Here is a 16,126-nt window from a genome sequence, read left to right on the forward strand (position 1 = left end):
CTCGGACCGACCCCGGCGAACCCGCGACAACTTAGGGTTACCTCTTGTCATATATGCGAAAATGCGCATATATTGACGACAAATGGGCCACTCACACTCACACACGCACGCCGACACGACCGGATCCGTGGCGAATCGCCGGATCTGGCCGATGGCGGTTGCCGTCGCGATCATCGGTGGCTATTTCGTCGTCGAGCTCGTGGTGGGCCTGCTGGTCGATTCGCTGGCCCTGATCGCCGACGCCGGTCACATGCTGACCGACGTCGTCGCCCTGGTGATGGGTCTGGTGGCGTTGCTGCTGGCCAAACACGGTGCCACCACCGACGACCGCAGTTTCGGCTGGCATCGCGCCGAGGTCTTCACCGCCGTGGCGAATGCCGTATTGCTGATCGGGGTCGCGGCCTTCGTGCTCTACGAGGCGGTGGAACGGATCGGCACCGACCCGGAGGTGCCCGGCCTCACCCTCATCGTCGTCGCCCTGATCGGGTTGCTCGTCAATCTCGCGGTGATGCTGCTGCTGCGCGCGGACGCACAGGAATCGATTGCCGTCCGCGGCGCCTACCTCGAGGTCCTCGCCGACGCGGTCGGCAGCGTGGGTGTGCTGATCGCCGGCGTGGTCGCGCTGACCACCGGGTGGGGCTACGCCGACGTCGTGGTGGCCGTCCTCATCGCCCTGTGGGTGGTCCCGCGTGCCGTGCGGTTGGCCCTCGAGGCGCTCCGCATCCTCAACCAGCAGGCGCCCGCGCACATCGACGTCGACGAACTGCGACAGGAACTCGCCGCGATCCCCTCCGTCGACGATGTTCACGACCTGCACGTCTGGACGCTCACCACCGGCATGGATGTCGCCACGGTCCACCTGGGCAGCAACGGATCCAATCGCGAGGTGCTGACCGCCGCCCAGGCAGTGCTCACCCGGCACGGTCTCGAGCACGCCACCATCCAGGTCGATCCGCACGACGTGCGGGAGCGGTGCCACGACGAACTGCGGTGGTGAGCGCCGCCGCGGGAAACCCGGCTGACAATCCGTCGCGGTCCGGTCATGCTGGCTTCCATGTCCGACGACGCCGACCTCGCCTCCCTCACGCGTAAACCCGATCGGGGCGGTGATCGTGCACTCCTCGACCAGGTGCTGCATGAAGCCCACGTCGGTGTGCTGTCCACCGTCACCGACGACGGGTTCCCGTGGTCGGTGCCGATGCTCGTGGCCCGCGACGGCGACCGACTCCTGATCCACGGGTCCTCGGGGGCGGGGGCGCTGCGGCAGGTCGCGGCCGGAGCGCGTGCGACGTTCACCGCTTTCGTCGCCGACGGCCTCGTCGTCGCCGCTACCTTGTTCGACCATTCGATGAACTACCGGTCGGTGGTGGTGCGCGGCACGCTCGAGCGCGTCGACCCGTCCGATGCCGCACGCGCTCTCGATGTCTTCTCCGACGCGGTGCTCCCCGGCCGCAGCGTGGAGGTCCGCGACCACACGCACAAGGAGTTGTCGGCCACCGTGATCCTGGCTCTGCCCATCGTCGACGGGCAGTGGTTGGCCAAGGCGCGGTCGGGCGGGCCGGGATCGGACGGGGTGGGATCGGACGGCTGGACCGGACACATCCCGATGCGGGTGGTCTACGACGAGCCGGTCACCGCGAGCCCCGGCGATCTGCCGGCGTCGGTTGCCGGCCTCTACCGCCAGAAGACGAACAGGTCCCAGCCGTAGGACGCGAGTGCACTCGGTACCCCGGACAGGCCGAACAGCCAGTAGACGAGATCGAAGAACGCGCGGTTGAGGAACGGGATGAACAGCAGTGCGAAGACGATCAGGAATCCGTACGGGGCGATCTTGCTGACCGACGCGCGGGTCTGATCCGACAGGTAGGGGTCGATCGCGCCGTAGCCGTCGAAACCGGGCACCGGCAGCAGGTTCAGCACTGCGGCGGTGATCTGCAGGAAGGCCAGCATCGACAACGCGGCCCACAGGTTGAGCCCGTCGACGATGTAGAGGACGTTCGACGCGCCGAAGCCCTGGGCGCCGGAGGAGTCCGGCGCGGCGAACCGGACGGCCAGCAGGAGCGCGACGCCGAGCAGCGCGTTGGTGGCCGGGCCGGCCAGCGACACGATCGTCCGCTGGACGCGGGTGAACCCGTGCTGGTTCACGTAGACCGCGCCGCCGGGAAAACCGATGCCGCCCAACAGGATGATCAGCAGTGGCAGTCCCAGCGACAGCCCCGGATGGGTGTAGCGCAACGGGTTCAGGGTGAGGTAGCCGCGGAGTTCGGCATTGCGGTCGCCGAACCGGAACGCGGTGACCGCGTGGGCGAACTCGTGCAGGCACAGCGAGATGACCCAGCCGGCGAGGACGACGAGCAGGGTCCCGCCGACCGACTCGAGATTGCGTCCGGGCTCGGAACCGGCCACGATCCACCCGCCGATCACCGCCACCACGACGAGGCCGAGGAAGACCGGGCCCGGGCGGACGGCGCGGGCGATCTCGCGGGTCGTGGTGGTCATGGCAGCAACACCAGGTTCATGTCCACATGATGCCGGTAAAACGTCGACCGTTTCAGAACCCGCGGCGTGACCGTCCCCTCACGCTCGACGACGATGTTGGTGCCGCCGGTCTGCGCGGCCCGCCCGAGATGCCATCGGCCCCTGATCAGGGGCCGATCGAGCCGCGCCCGGAGACCGGGCGCGGTGCGGAGAGGTTCGATCTCCACCCCGCGGACCTCGCCGGTGAAGAGGCGCTCGTTGTCCACATAGGTCTCGCCGTGCAGTTTCGCGTCGTCGGCGCCGAGGTGCCGGGCCCGGCCCACCAGCACGGTGGCCGCGTCGTCGCGGATCAGCGGTACCGCCCGCGCCCGGCCGCGCTCGGCGAGTGCGGCCGCGCCGACGCCGTGGGGCAGTCCGTAGACGACGGTGGCCCGGGTCGGCGATGGCGCCGCGTAGGCGATCTCCACATCGAGGCGTTCAGCGATCATCAGGGCTGCCACCACCTGGGCGAGGTAGGCATCGGCCCCGGCCCCGTCGAGCGGGGTCACGACGACCCGTGAGACGTCGGGATCGATCAGGGCATCGGCGACGGCGGCGCGGATCGCCCGCTTCTCCGCGGTCGTCGCCGCTTCGGTGATCGGGACAATCGGCACGCGGATAGCGTATCCACCGCTCTGGATGCGACGTCGACCAAGTAAGGTTGGCCTGTTGTTCAGCGCGCCAACTCAAAGGAGCATCCGACCATGGCCGCGATCGTGCTTATCGGCGCCCAATGGGGGGACGAGGGCAAAGGTAAGGCAACCGACCTGCTCGGCGGAAAGCTGCAGTGGGTGGTTCGGTATCAGGGCGGCAACAACGCCGGACATACCGTCGTCCTCCCGAACGGGGAGACCTTCGCACTCCATCTGATCCCCTCCGGAATCCTGACGCCCGGGGTGAAGAACGTCATCGGCAACGGCGTGGTGGTCGATCCGGGGGTACTGCTGACCGAGCTCGGCGGCCTCGAGGACCGCGACGTCGACACCTCGGGTCTGCTCATCTCGGCCGACGCGCACCTGCTGATGCCGTACCACGTGGCGATCGACAAGGTCACCGAGCGGTTCCTGGGGAACAAGAAGATCGGCACCACCGGCCGCGGCATCGGGCCCTGCTATCAGGACAAGATCGCCCGCGTCGGGGTCCGGGCCGCCGACGTGCTCGACGAGAAGATCCTGGCGCAGAAGGTCGAGGCCGCGCTGGAGCTGAAGAACCAGATCCTGGTGAAGATCTACAACCGTCGTGCCCTCGATCCCGCGCAGGTGGTCGAGGAGGTGCTCGAGCAGGCCGAGGGGTTCAAGCACCGCATCGCCGATACCCGACTGCTGCTCAACCAGGCCCTCGAACAGGGCGAGACGGTGCTGCTGGAAGGGTCGCAGGGCACGTTGCTCGACGTCGACCACGGCACGTATCCGTATGTCACGTCGTCTAATCCGACGTCCGGCGGCGCCGCCGTCGGCTCCGGGATCGGTCCCAACAAGATCACCACCGTGCTGGGCATCCTCAAGGCCTACACCACCCGCGTGGGGTCGGGACCGTTCCCCACCGAACTCTTCGACGAGTGGGGCGAGTACCTCGCCAAGACGGGCGGCGAGGTCGGCGTGACGACCGGTCGCGCACGTCGTTGCGGCTGGTTCGATGCCGTCATCGCGCGGTATGCCACGCGCGTCAACGGCATCACCGACTACTTCCTCACCAAGCTCGACGTGCTCTCCGGCCTGGACACGGTGCCGATCTGCGTGGCATACGAGGTCGACGGCGAACGCATCGACGAGATGCCGATGACGCAGACCGGTTTCCACCACGCGAAGCCGGTCTACGAGGAGATGCCCGGTTGGTGGGAGGACATCTCGGAGTGCCGGACCTTCGAGGACCTGCCACAGAACGCCCAGAACTACATTCTTCGACTGGAAGAGCTTGCCGGAGCTCATATCTCGTGCATCGGAGTGGGGCCGGGCCGGGAACAGACCATCGTTCGTCGCGAGATCGTGTAAGCGGAAGGGCCGGCGGGGGACTCGATGACGGCGCAGGGCAGCAGGGATTACGGGTCGATTCTGCTCGGGTCCGCCGACGAGAGTTCCTTCCGTCAGCGCCTGCGCATCCAGACCCTGCTGACCGGGATGATCGTGGTCGCCAACCTGATCGGCGCCGGCGTCGCGATCCTGTTGACCGGCGTCGGGATTCCGCAGCCGTCGGTGTTCCAGGCCCGCCTCTGGTGGGTGAACTTCCTCGTGCTGCCCGTCTATGTGGGGGCCGCGTTCGTCGTCGGCATCGGACTCGGCACCGTGGTGGTGGTCCGCGATCTGCGATGGGCGATCCGCGGCCGGCAGCCGAGCGCGCGAGACGCTCGCCGCACCCAGCGCGCGCCGTGGCGGCTGGTCGCCATCCAGGGGATGCTCTGGGGCGTCGCCACCGTGATGTTCACGATCATGTACGGGGTTCTCGATCCCGCCCTCATTCCCAAGATCTTCTTCGTCGTCGCACTGAGTGGCGTTGTGGTGGTTGCGAACTCGTACCTCTTGGTGGAATTCGCGATGCGGCCGGTCCTCGCCGAGGTGATCAGCGCCGGATACGGTCGCCGCAAACGCAGCGGTGTGCGGGCCCGGTCACTGGTGTCCTGGCTGGCCGGCTCCGCGATCCCGATCACCGGAATCCTGCTCGTCGTGCTCTTCGGCGTGTTCCGCGACGACACCGACAAACTCGACCTGTTCATCGGCGTCACCGTGCTGGCGGTGATCGCGTTGGGGACCGGGCTGATCCTGACCGTGCTGTCCAGTGTCAGTATCACCGGGCCGATCCGGAGCGTGCGGTCGGGGATGAAGCGGGTCCAGGACGGTGACACCGACGTCGATCTGGTGGTCTACGACGGCACCGAACTCGGTGACCTGCAGGTGGGCTTCAACGGCATGGTGACCGGGCTGCGAGAGCGTGCGCGGTTGCAGGATCTCTTCGGCCGGCATGTCGGGCGCGACGTCGCTGCCGCTGCGCTGCAACGAGATCCGGAGCTCGGCGGTTCCGAACGCATCGTCGCGGTGGTGTTCGTCGACGTGATCGGTTCCACCACGCTGGCGTCGCGACACAGCCCGACCGAGGTGGTCGAGATCCTCAACAGGTTCTTCGCGGTGATCGTCGCAGCGGTCGAGGGCCGGCACGGTCTGGTGAACAAATTCGAAGGTGATGCGGTGCTGGCGATCTTCGGGGCGCCGATCGACCTCGAGGACCCGGCCGGCGCCGCGCTGTCCGCCGCCCGGCAGATCGCCGACGGCCTCGCCCGGGACGTGCCCGATCTGGCCGCAGGCATCGGTGTCAGCTATGGGCGGGTCGTCGCCGGAAACGTCGGCGCCATCGAACGATTCGAGTACACGGTGATCGGCGATGCGGTCAACGAGAGCGCGAGGCTCTCGGAACTGGCCAAACGGGATCCGGCGCGTCCGCTCGCGTCCGGTCATGCCGTCGAGGCGGCCGGGCCGGAGGCCGCGCGATGGGAGCAACAGGAGGCCACCACTCTGCGCGGCCGGACGGCGGAGACGGTGGTCCATGCGGCACGGATCGCCGACCCGGATGACACCTGAGCGAGTCGCCGTGTCGAATGTCGTCGCCGTGGCGCGCTTTGGTGTCATCTGTGCGCTCGGGGCGACGGTCAGGTGCCCTCGGCGAGGACGCTCACCGTCAGCAGCATGACGGTGGGGCTGAACGGGTTGGCTCGGACCTGGCTGCAGGCTACGTCAGTCGACTTCCCGATCCATCTGTCCCTCCGCGAAATCCAACCGGCGCAACGCGGTTCGCAAGACCTCGTCGTCGATGTGGCCGTCGTCGCGCTCCTCGATGAACACCTTCCGCTGGATCTGTAACAGCTCCATGCGCATCCGGTTGCCGGCCGCGGTGGGACTCTCGCCGATGTCCTCGGGGCCGCGCCCGAGTTCCTCCCAGCCGACGTTGCGTTGGGTGGTCACCCACTTCCGCAACATCCCCACCTGATGTCTACGCGGGTCGTTCTCCGCGAGCTCTGCGGCCAGCTCGTCGAGTCGTCGTTCCGACGCCCGGGACGCGCGATCCTGCGCCGACGCATAGGCCAGCCGGTCCTTCGCGGCGTCGTCGGTGCCGATGCCGAGTCGGCGGATCATCCAGCCCAGGGTGGTGCCCTGCAGGAGCAGCGTGCCGACCACGACGACGAAGGTGAGGAACAGGATCTCGGCGCGCGCCGGGAACGGCCCGCCGTCGTCGGTGGTCAGCGGGATGGCGAAGGCCGCGGCCAGCGAGACCACCCCCCGCATCCCCGACCACCCGACGATGAACACCGCGCGGGGCGCCGGGCGTTCCTCGCGGCGACGGATCCTGGACGAGAGCGCCCTGGGTAGGTAGGTGGCGGGATAGACCCACAGGAACCTTGCCAGGATCGTCGCGGCCAGCACGACGGCGGCATCGATGGCGATCTGGACCCACGACTCACCGGCGAGACCGCGGATGAGGAACGGCAACTGGAGCCCGATGAGGAGGAACACGAAGGATTCCAGCAGTGCGTCGATCGATTTGCGGACGGCGTCGTCCTGCAGTCGCGTGGCGTAGCCGAGCCGCACCGATCGCTGACCGAGGAACAGCCCCGCGACCACCACGGCGATCACGCCGGAGGCGTGGATCTCCTCGGCGACGTAATACGTCCCGAACGGCACCACCAGGCCGATCGCCGTCTCCATCGGCGGGTCGGTGAGCCAGAGTCGCAGCCAGGAGACGGCGAATCCGACCACCAGCCCGATGACGAGTCCGCCGACGGCGGCAATGGCGAAGGTGGACAACCCCTCCCACACCGACGCGGTCGCGCCGATCGCGGCCGCCAGGGCCACCCGGAAGGCGGTGAGGGCGGTCGCGTCGTTCAGCAGGCTCTCGCCGCCGAGCAGGGTCATGATCCGGCGGGGGAGTCCGACGCGCCGCCCGATGGCCTGCGCCGACACCGCGTCCGGCGGCGCCACCACGGCGCCGAGCACCAGTGCCGCGGCGAGAGGCAGGTGGGGCACCGTTGCGTAGGCGACCAATCCGACGATCACCGTGGAGAAGAGCGGCAGGCCGATGGCCAGGAATCCGATCGCCCGGCGGTTGGCGCGGATGGCCTGGTAGGAGCTCTCCTGCGCGGCCGAATAGAGCAGCGGCGGCAGAATAAGGAACAGCACCAGCTCCGGTTCCAGCATCACCTCGGGGGTCCCCGGGATCCAGCCGATACCGAGGCCGACCAGGACGAGGATCAGCGGCGCCGACAATCCGTATCGCCGGCACAGCGCGGCGAGGATCACGGCAACCACCGCCACCAACAACAGCGATGCACTCACGCGAAGAACCTATCCCGGCATCGCCCGTCGCGGGGATCGCGACGATCCGGATAATGGCGTACATGCGTATCTTCCGGCGAGGTGGCGACGATCGATCCGAGACCACGGGTGGGGGTGGATCGTCGGGCGATGGATCACGATGTGAGGAGTTGGCGACCTACGGCATCGACTCGAACGCCGATCCCGAGCCGCGCGCCGGTGACTACGCCGCCTGCGAGGAGTGCACCGCGCTCGGCGAACACCATTGGGCGCACCTGCGGATCTGCCTGACGTGCGGGCATGTCGGATGCTGCGATTCCAGCCCGCGCCGCCACGCCACTGCGCATTTCGACGAGAGCGGCCACCCGGTGATGCGTTCGGCCGAGCCCGGAGAGGTGTGGCGGTGGTGCTATGTGCACGAGGTCACGGGTTGAGCGAGCGTTCCGTGGGCCCCGCGGGCCTGTGCTGAACTGCACGTAGGATTTGGGCATGACGTCAGACAGCCAAGGTGCTTCCGAGGCGTCGGTGCCGGCCGACGAGGAGGCCGCGCCGGTGCAGGGCCTGCCGGTGAACGAGGTGGGACATGCCGCGGTCGGTCCGCCCGCGGTGCTCGGCACGCCGCTGAGCCCGACCGCGACCAAGGTGATGGTGCTCGGCGCCGGTGAACTGGGCAAAGAGGTGATCATCGCCTTCCAGCGACTCGGTGTCGAGGTGATCGCGGTGGATCGGTACGCAGATGCGCCCGGGCAGCAGGTGGCACATCGCGCCGAGGTGATCGACATGACCGACGCCGATGCACTGATGGCTGTCATCGAGCGCCATCGGCCGCACTACGTGGTGCCCGAGATCGAGGCGATCGCGACTCCCGCGCTCGTCGAGGTGGAGAAGCGCGGATTGGCCGAGGTGATCCCGACGGCGCGAGCCGTGGTCGCGACGATGGACCGTGAGGGCATCCGTCGTCTCGCCGATGAGGAACTCGGACTCCCGACGTCGCCGTATCTCTTCGCGTCCTCACACGAGGAACTCGAGGAGGCAGTCGGGGAGATCGGCTTCCCGTGCGTGGTGAAGCCGGTGATGTCGTCGTCGGGCAAGGGCCAGACCGTGGTTCGCGCGCCGGCCGACATCGGGCCCGCCTGGAACACCGCGACCACCGGTGCCCGTGTGCACGGCGAGCGGGTCATCGTCGAGGGATTCATCGAGTTCGACTACGAGATCACTCTCCTGACGGTCCGGGCGATCGATCCCGCCACCGGCCGTCTGGCCTCCCACTTCTGCGCGCCCATCGGCCATCAGCAGGTCGGCGGCGACTACGTGGAGAGCTGGCAGCCACACGAGATGTCGACCGATGCGCTCGGTGCGGCCACGTCCATCGCAGCACGCATCGCCACCGGTCTCGGCGACGGAAAGCTCGCAGGCCGGGGTGTCTTCGGTGTCGAACTGTTCGTCAAGGGCGACGACGTCTACTTCTCCGAGGTCAGCCCCCGCCCGCACGACACCGGCCTGGTCACCCTGGCCACGCAGCGTCTGTCGCAGTTCGAGATGCATGCCCGGGCGATTCTGGGACTGCCCGTCGACGTCACGCTGGCGTCGCCGGGTGCATCGGCGGTGATCTACGGGCAGCTCGACGAACCCGCGATCGGATTCGAGAACGTCGCCCGAGCGCTCACGGTGCCGGAGACCGACATCCGACTGTTCGGAAAGCCGGAGAGCTTCCATCGTCGGCGGATGGGCGTGATCACCGCCACCGCGGACGATGTCGCCGTCGCCCGGCAGCGTGCCGTCCACGCGGCGTCGCTGGTGACGCCGGTCTCCGGACGCCCGTTCGAGCGGTTGACCCCGGCCCCGATGGCCGAGCCGGTCGTCCCGCCTGCGCCGTCACGGCCCGTGCCGCCTCCGCCGCCCTCGCGGCCCACCGCGCCGCCACGCGGCACCCCCGGGCCGCCGCAGCCGCCCGGTCCGCCACCCCCCGGTCCGCCACCCCCCGGTCCGCCACCGCCCGGTCCGCGGCAAGTGCCGGTACCGCCGCGCGGGCCGATACCGCCACGCGGTGCTCCCGCACGACCGGCAGGCCCACCGCCGCGCCCCGTCCCGCCGACCGGCGGTCGTCCCGCCGGCCCGCCGCCGCCCCGGCCGTCGGGAAACCCGACACGCGCCTCGGTCGACTGAGCGTGCACTAGACCGGCCGGCCCTCGATGTCCCTTGGTGGGGAGCTGCTCGTCGGTGCGGTCATCCTCGTCGGACTCCTCGGGATCGTCTTCCCGGTCCTGCCGGGTGGTCTCCTGGTTCTCGCTGCGATCGGTGTCTGGTCGGCGATCGTCGGAGGCTGGGCATGGGCGATCTTCGGTGCCGCGGCGGCGGTGATCCTGCTCGGCGAGGTCGTCAAGTATCTGGTCGCCGGTCGGTCGTTGAAGGCCGCGGGCATCCCGAACGCCACGATCGCGGTCGGTGGGGTGCTCGGCATCGTCGGGTTCTTCGTGATCCCGGTGATCGGCCTGTTCATCGGGTTCGTACTGGGTGCCATGCTCGCCGAACTCATCCGCATGCGCAGCGTGGGTGCTGCCTGGCGAGGCACCGTGTCGGCGTCGAAGGCGGCGTTGATCACGATGGGGATCGAGCTGTTCGCGGCCCTGCTGGGAACAGCGATCTGGCTGGTGGGCGCGGGTATCTGGTGATCAGGACAGGCGCAGGCCCGCGCGCGAACCCAGGGGGACGATCATCGGGGCGCCGAACACCGGATCGGCCATCACATGAGACTGCAGGCCGAAGGCCGCCTCGAGCAGGTCAGTGGTGATCACCTCGTCGGGCCGCCCGTGCGCGACGATCTCGCCCGATCTCATCACGAACAGCGAATCACTGTATCGTGCAGCAAGATTGAGATCGTGCAGGACCATCACCACCGTCTTGCCGTGCTCGGTACGCAGCGTGTGAACCAGATCGAGGATCTCGACGGCATGGGCGAGGTCGAGGTAGGTGGTGGGTTCGTCGAGGAGCAGGAGGTCGGTCTCCTGGGCGAGGGTGAGCGCGATCCACACCCGCTGACGCTGCCCGCCGGAGAGTGCATCGATCGGGCGATCGGCAAGGTCGGTGGTCGCCGTCTGTTCCATCGCCAGCGCGACCGCGGCCTCATCGGCGGCCGACGCCTGCTGATACCACCGCTGGTGGGGATGTCGTCCCCGAGTGACCAGATCCTCGACGGTGAGCCCCTCCGGCGCAACGGGATTCTGCGGCAACAGGCCGAGGCGCCGCGCGACGTCCCTCGGACGCATCCGGTTGATGTCGGCGTCGTCGAGGTAGACGGTCCCCGATCGCGGCGGCAGCAGCCGGGACAGCGCGCGGAGCAATGTCGACTTCCCGCACCCGTTGGGCCCGATGATCGTGGTGATCTCGCCGTCGGGGATCGCGATGTCGAGGTCGGAGATGATGATCCGGTCGTCGTAACCGACCTGCAGACCTGCCGCGCGCAGCCGCGATTGCGGGGTGGTGACTTCGGTGATCGCCGCGTCGGAGTGGGTCATACCGTGGCCTTTCGGGACATCGCGATCATGAGATAGATGAGGCACGGACCGCCGATCGCCGCGGTGACGATACCGACCGGCAGACCGCCGGGCAGGAGCGTGCGGCACAGCAGGTCGCCGCCGAGCACGAGGATTGCGCCGACGATGCCGGAGGCGAGCGGTGTGGGGAGCGGAGAGCCGGTCAGACGCAACGCGATCTGCGGCGCAAGTAGCGCGACGAACGCGATCGGGCCCGCCGCCGAGACGCAGAGTGCGGCCACCAGGACCGCGACGATCAGCAGGATCGTGGTCACTCGGCCGGCGTTGACGCCCAGCCCCCGGGCGACCTCGGACCCGAGCCCGAGGATTCCGATGGCCCGCGACATCCAGATCACCACGGCCACACCGACCCCGACCGCGATGGTGGCCGGCCAGACATCGGACCAGGTCGCCTGGGAGACCGAACCCACCAGCCAGGTCTGCGCGCGTGCCGCGTCGGCGATCTGAGCGCGCGTCAGCATGTAGGAGGTCAACGCCTGCAGCATCCAGGTGACGCCGACGCCGATGATGACGAGCCGGAACGGGTCGATGCCGATGTTCGCCGACCGGCCCGGCCAGGCGAGCAGATACATCACGATCGCGGTGGCGAAGCCGCCGATGAGGGCGGCCACCGGCACCCCGAGCCCGGCCAGCCAGGCCCCCCACGAGGTCGAGAACGCGATGGCGGCGACGGCCGCGGCACTCGCTCCCGCGGTGATGCCGAGGATGTCCGGGGTGGCCAGCGGATTGCGTGCGATCAGCTGGGTCAGGGCGCCCGCCATGCCGAAGCCGAACCCGACCAGCAGCGAGACCAGCGCGCGGGGCAGCGAGACGTCGAAGACCACGACGTTCTCGATGCGGGTGCCACCACCGAGCAGGACACGCGCCACGTCGATCGGGCTCATCGGGTAGTCGCTGATCCCGACGCTCAGCAGGAACAGGAGCAGGGTGATGGCGACGGCGACGGCCATCGTCACCAGCATGCGGGGGCGGACGACCCACGACGACGACCCGACACGCAGGATGCGGCGACGCCGGGTCCGCTGTGGTGCTTGTGGTTCGGGGCCGGCGGGATCGGGGCTCGGTCGGACGTCGGTGGTCATACGCTGGCCAACTTCCGTTTGCGGACGAGGGCGATGAGGAACGGTGCGCCGACGAGCGCCAGGATGACTCCGACCTGCACCTCGCCGGGGCGGGCGATGACGCGGCCGATGACGTCGCAGACCAGTACCAGGATCGCGCCCAGCAGCGCCGAATACGGAACGATCCACCGGTAGTCGGACCCGGTGAAGGCGCGCGCGATGTGTGGGACGACGAGCCCGAGGAAGACGATCGGACCGCAGGCCGCCGTCGCCGCGCCGACGAGCAGAGTGATGGTGAGGATGCCCATGATGCGGATCAGCACGACGCGTGAGCCGAGGGCCTTGGACATGTCGTCGCCCAGACTGAGCACGTTCAGGAAGAAGCCGCTGCCCAGCGCGAGCACGAGGCCGATGACGATGAACGGCAGCGCGGCCGAGAACACGTCGAGCCCTCGGCCGGTGGTGGCGCCGACGTTCCAGAACCGCCAGGCGTCGAGGGTGACGCTGTCCGACAACACGATTGCCGAGGTGATCGCCAGCAGCAGCGCGGAGAGGCCGGTGCCGGCGAGGACCAGGGTCAGCGGACTCGCACCCGACAGCGCGGCGAGGCCGAAGACAGCGCTCGCCGCGATGAGCGCACCGATCAGGCCGAAAGCCATGAATGCGATGGGGCTCTGAATCCCCAGCAGGTAGACACCCGCGACGACGGCGCAGGCGGCGCCCGCGTTGACCCCCAACATCCCCGGATCGGCCAGCGGATTACGTGTGTGCCCCTGCGCGAGGGCGCCGGCGGCGCCGATCGCGAGGCCGATCATCAGTCCGAGGACGGTCCGGGGGAATCGGAGGTCCCAGACGATGCCGTAGACATCCGAGGCCCCGGGCGGTGCCGGCGGTGCTTGGAGCACGATCCAGGGGATGCCGTGGAAGTCGGTGACTTTCAGTGATGGCCAACCGCCGGCCTGCAGAGCATCGATCACCTCGCCGATCCCGAGTTGTCGGGTGCCGACCGCGATCGAGGCGAAGAGCGCCACCACGATCACCGCGATGAGCAGCAGGATCCCGGTCATTCGGCGCATGAAGGGTTACCTTACCAATGGTGTTCGGGTGGCCTCTGAGGGCGTCGAGGCGGCGATGTCTTTTGCATAACGAAAGGCATACGTGGCTGTGAAGAGGCTGTGTGGTGCGTAACGATTCGCTTGGCATGGGTCGATAGTCCAACCAGAACGTCACGAGGACACCGGAGTAGGAGAGATTGATGAGAGCATCGCTCAAGCGCGCGGGTGCCACGGTATTGGCCACAGTGGGCATCGCGGCAGGCACCCTCGCCGGGACCACGCCCGCACAGGCTGCGGTACCGGGGGACCTGGAGCTCGTCGGAGGCATCGAATGCCACTTCGGCCAGTGGGGACAGCCCTGGAACCAGGCTTGGTACATGTACCGCTACATGACCGTCCGTAATGTCGGTGACACGACGATGCACAACGTCATCCTCAACGAGGTCAACGGCAAGTCGGTCCGCGTCAAGGAGCTCAAGCCGGGCGAGACCCTGTCCAAGTGGGACAACAAGGCGCAGCGTTGGGTCCGTCCGATCGAGACCCGCTGGTTCGGCTGCTTCCCGTCGTCCATCTCGGGATTCACGTTCTCCAACGAGGCCGAGAACCTGACGAACAACTTCGGCTACTGGCAGAACTTCCGCCGCCAGGACAATCCCCCGGCGAACAACAACGGCGGTAAAAACAACGGCGGGGGCACCACCGCAGCGAACTGACCCCGAGGGGCCGCGTGAGGCGAGGGAACCTCGCCTCACGGACCCCTACCCGACAAAACGGCGACCGGATCACCGGTCGCCGTTTTGCTGTCTTGATCTGTTCTCGCCGACCGGGCCCAAATCCTCGCCGAGCGGGCGCAGAAAATCTCCGATCGTGCGCAATTTCGCGTCGACCGTGCACAGATCATTGCCGAGCGGGCGCAGATCCCGACGGGATGTCCGCCTGGGAACCGCTGCGCGCACGACCGACGCGAAACTGCGCACGACCGACGCGAAACTGCGCACGACCGACGCGAAACTGCGCACGATCGGCGCGAAACTGCGCACGATCGGCGCGAAACTGCGCACGATCGGCGGGAAACTGCGCACGATCGGCGGGATTGCGTGCCCGCTCGGCGGAGGTGTCAGCTGCCGGGGCGTGACACCTTGTGCGGCTCGGACGCGGCCAGCATGTCCTCACGCTCGACGACCTTCACGCGCTCGCGGCCCTCGGCCGCACCGAGGCTGCGCTCGTGCTCGTCGAGGCGGTACCAGCCGTCCCAGGTGGTGAACGGGATGCCCTTGCCCTCGAGTAGCTCGATGACGGCGTCCTCCGACGGCTTGCCCGGCGAGAGCAGCGCCTCGTTGGTCATGTCCTCGAGGATGCAGTCGACGGTCTCGTTGGCATCGCCCTTGGTGTGGCCGATCAGTCCGACGGGACCGCGCTTGACCCAGCCGGTGGTGTAGATGCCGGTGAGGTGCTGACCTTCGTCGAAGACGCGGCCGGCCTCGTTCGGGATCACGCCGGCCTGCTGATCGAAGGGGATCTGCGGGAGGTTGTCGGAGAGGTAGCCGACGGCGCGGTAGACGGCGCCGAGGTCCCAATCGGTGTGCTTGCCCGTCGGCTTGACGTTGCCGGTGCCGTCGAGCTGGGTCCGTTCGGTCCGCAACCCGACGACCGTGCCGTCCTCGCCGAGGATCTCGACCGGGTTCTCGAAGAAGTGCAGGAACAGCTTGTGGATGGCGCCCTGCTTGGGATCGCGGATCGCGTAGTTCTCGATGATCGTGGCGACCTGGTCGGTGATCTTCGACCCGCGACGCGCGACGGCCGATCCCTCGTCGTATTCGATGTCCTCGGGAGCGACGACGACCTCGATGTTCGGCGAGTGGTCGAGCTCCTTGAGTTCGAGCGGCGTGAACTTGGCCTGAGCCGGTCCGCGACGACCGAATACGTGGACCTCGATGGCCTTGTTGGCCTTGAGTCCCTCGTAGACGTTGGCCGGGATCTCGGTCGGGAGCAGCTCGTCGCCGGTCTTGGCGAGCACCCGCGCGACGTCGAGCGCGACATTGCCGACGCCGATGACGGCGACCTTCTCCGCCTCGAGCGGCCAGGTGCGCGGGAAGTCCGGGTGGCCGTCGTACCAGGCGACGAACTGGGCGGCGCCGTAACTGCCGTCGAGATCGATGCCGGGGATGTCCAGCACACGATCGTCGGTGGCGCCGGTCGAGAAGATCACCGCGTCGTAGAGATCCCGCAGCTCTTCGAGGGTGATGTCGGTGCCGTAGTCGATGTTGCCGAGCAGTCGGACCTGGGGCTTGTCGAGCACCTTGTGCAGCGCGGTGATGATGCCCTTGATGCGCGGGTGGTCGGGCGCGACGCCGTAACGGATCAGTCCGAAGGGGGCGGGCATCCGCTCGTAGAGGTCGATGCTGACGCCGGAAATCGGTTGGCCCGCTCGCGTTGCTCCCGGGGCCAGGTCCTTCGCGGTGTCGGACTTCATCAACGCGTCTGCTGCGTAGATCCCGGCGGGACCTGCACCGACGATGGCAACCCGCAACGGGCGGCTGGTGTCACTCATGGAGTAGGTGCTTTCCGTGGCTCTTGTGTGACTCTGGCGAAAGAGTCGCTGGTGGTGGCCGCTACGCGGCGCCTATCCCTTCTACGGTAGG

General features: G+C 68.2%; 16 protein-coding genes. 8 read left to right on the plus strand and 8 right to left on the minus strand.

Going from position 1 to position 16,126, the window contains the following annotated elements; translation table 11 throughout:
• Window positions 1-82: 82 nt before the first annotated feature.
• A complete protein-coding gene (locus ACPXCG_RS13325) occupies window positions 83-997 on the plus strand; it encodes a cation diffusion facilitator family transporter (protein ID WP_425792443.1) in 915 nt (304 codons plus the stop codon).
• A gap of 57 nt (window positions 998-1,054) precedes the next feature.
• Window positions 1,055-1,708: a pyridoxamine 5'-phosphate oxidase family protein gene (locus tag ACPXCG_RS13330; RefSeq protein ID WP_425792444.1), complete on the plus strand. Its 654-nt coding sequence runs from the start codon at window positions 1,055-1,057 to the stop codon at window positions 1,706-1,708.
• On the opposite strand, the gene ACPXCG_RS13335 is transcribed toward ACPXCG_RS13330, so the two are convergent.
• Window positions 1,675-2,499 carry a site-2 protease family protein gene (locus ACPXCG_RS13335; protein WP_425792445.1) on the minus strand — a complete coding sequence of 275 codons (825 nt, stop codon included), beginning with the start codon at window positions 2,497-2,499 and terminating at the stop codon, window positions 1,675-1,677. The two genes, ACPXCG_RS13330 and ACPXCG_RS13335, sit on opposite strands and share 34 nt — an antisense overlap.
• Window positions 2,496-3,131, minus strand: a complete 636-nt coding sequence (locus ACPXCG_RS13340) for a hypothetical protein (protein ID WP_425792446.1) — start codon at window positions 3,129-3,131, stop codon at window positions 2,496-2,498. The genes ACPXCG_RS13335 and ACPXCG_RS13340 overlap by 4 nt, the downstream gene beginning before the upstream one ends.
• A gap of 90 nt (window positions 3,132-3,221) precedes the next feature.
• Here ACPXCG_RS13340 and ACPXCG_RS13345 point away from each other — a divergent pair, with 90 nt between their 5' ends.
• The gene (locus ACPXCG_RS13345) at window positions 3,222-4,508 is read left to right on the plus strand and encodes an adenylosuccinate synthase (RefSeq protein ID WP_425792447.1); all 1,287 of its coding nucleotides are present in this window, start codon (window positions 3,222-3,224) and stop codon (window positions 4,506-4,508) included.
• A gap of 24 nt (window positions 4,509-4,532) precedes the next feature.
• Window positions 4,533-6,086, plus strand: a complete 1,554-nt coding sequence (locus ACPXCG_RS13350; RefSeq protein WP_425792448.1) for an adenylate/guanylate cyclase domain-containing protein — start codon at window positions 4,533-4,535, stop codon at window positions 6,084-6,086.
• Window positions 6,087-6,239: 153 nt separating this feature from the next.
• On the opposite strand, the gene ACPXCG_RS13355 is transcribed toward ACPXCG_RS13350, so the two are convergent.
• Window positions 6,240-7,835, minus strand: a complete 1,596-nt coding sequence (locus ACPXCG_RS13355; RefSeq protein WP_425792449.1) for a Na+/H+ antiporter — start codon at window positions 7,833-7,835, stop codon at window positions 6,240-6,242.
• A gap of 62 nt (window positions 7,836-7,897) precedes the next feature.
• Between ACPXCG_RS13355 and ACPXCG_RS13360 the strand changes: the two genes are divergently transcribed.
• Genes ACPXCG_RS13360 through ACPXCG_RS13370 form a run of 3 tightly spaced genes read left to right on the plus strand, consistent with a single transcriptional unit; the run spans window position 7,898 to window position 10,486 of the window.
• On the plus strand, window positions 7,898-8,248 hold the full coding sequence (locus ACPXCG_RS13360) for a UBP-type zinc finger domain-containing protein (protein WP_425792450.1): 351 nt from the start codon (window positions 7,898-7,900) through the stop codon (window positions 8,246-8,248).
• Window positions 8,249-8,303: 55 nt separating this feature from the next.
• Complete coding sequence (gene purT, locus ACPXCG_RS13365) at window positions 8,304-9,980, plus strand: formate-dependent phosphoribosylglycinamide formyltransferase (RefSeq protein WP_425792451.1); 1,677 nt, start codon at window positions 8,304-8,306, stop codon at window positions 9,978-9,980.
• Window positions 9,981-10,006: 26 nt separating this feature from the next.
• Window positions 10,007-10,486 (plus strand): DUF456 domain-containing protein, encoded by a 480-nt coding sequence (locus ACPXCG_RS13370; RefSeq protein WP_425792452.1) that lies wholly within the window; start codon window positions 10,007-10,009, stop codon window positions 10,484-10,486.
• Here ACPXCG_RS13370 and ACPXCG_RS13375 read toward each other — a convergent pair whose 3' ends face one another.
• From ACPXCG_RS13375 to ACPXCG_RS13385, 3 genes are read right to left on the minus strand one after another with little or no spacing between them, the layout of a single operon-like run.
• Window positions 10,487-11,329, minus strand: coding sequence for an ABC transporter ATP-binding protein (locus ACPXCG_RS13375; RefSeq protein ID WP_425792453.1), 843 nt, complete (start codon window positions 11,327-11,329; stop codon window positions 10,487-10,489).
• Window positions 11,326-12,450, minus strand: coding sequence for a FecCD family ABC transporter permease (locus ACPXCG_RS13380; RefSeq protein ID WP_425792454.1), 1,125 nt, complete (start codon window positions 12,448-12,450; stop codon window positions 11,326-11,328). The genes ACPXCG_RS13375 and ACPXCG_RS13380 overlap by 4 nt, the downstream gene beginning before the upstream one ends.
• The gene (locus ACPXCG_RS13385) at window positions 12,447-13,505 is read right to left on the minus strand and encodes a FecCD family ABC transporter permease (RefSeq protein WP_425792455.1); all 1,059 of its coding nucleotides are present in this window, start codon (window positions 13,503-13,505) and stop codon (window positions 12,447-12,449) included. Before ACPXCG_RS13385 ends, ACPXCG_RS13380 begins: the two co-directional genes overlap by 4 nt.
• A 179-nt stretch (window positions 13,506-13,684) precedes the next feature.
• Here ACPXCG_RS13385 and ACPXCG_RS13390 point away from each other — a divergent pair, with 179 nt between their 5' ends.
• Window positions 13,685-14,197 (plus strand): hypothetical protein, encoded by a 513-nt coding sequence (locus tag ACPXCG_RS13390; RefSeq protein WP_425792456.1) that lies wholly within the window; start codon window positions 13,685-13,687, stop codon window positions 14,195-14,197.
• Window positions 14,198-14,266: 69 nt separating this feature from the next.
• On the opposite strand, the gene ACPXCG_RS13395 is transcribed toward ACPXCG_RS13390, so the two are convergent.
• Both ACPXCG_RS13395 and ACPXCG_RS13400 read right to left on the minus strand, forming a co-directional pair.
• Window positions 14,267-14,566, minus strand: a complete 300-nt coding sequence (locus tag ACPXCG_RS13395) for a hypothetical protein (RefSeq protein WP_425792457.1) — start codon at window positions 14,564-14,566, stop codon at window positions 14,267-14,269.
• Between the two features lie 35 nt (window positions 14,567-14,601).
• Window positions 14,602-16,035: an FAD-dependent oxidoreductase gene (locus ACPXCG_RS13400; RefSeq protein WP_425792458.1), complete on the minus strand. Its 1,434-nt coding sequence runs from the start codon at window positions 16,033-16,035 to the stop codon at window positions 14,602-14,604.
• Between the last annotated feature and the right edge of the window lie 91 nt (window positions 16,036-16,126).

The organism is Gordonia sp. DT218 (genome assembly GCF_049847105.1).
Taxonomy (GTDB): Bacteria; Actinomycetota; Actinomycetes; order Mycobacteriales; family Mycobacteriaceae; genus Gordonia.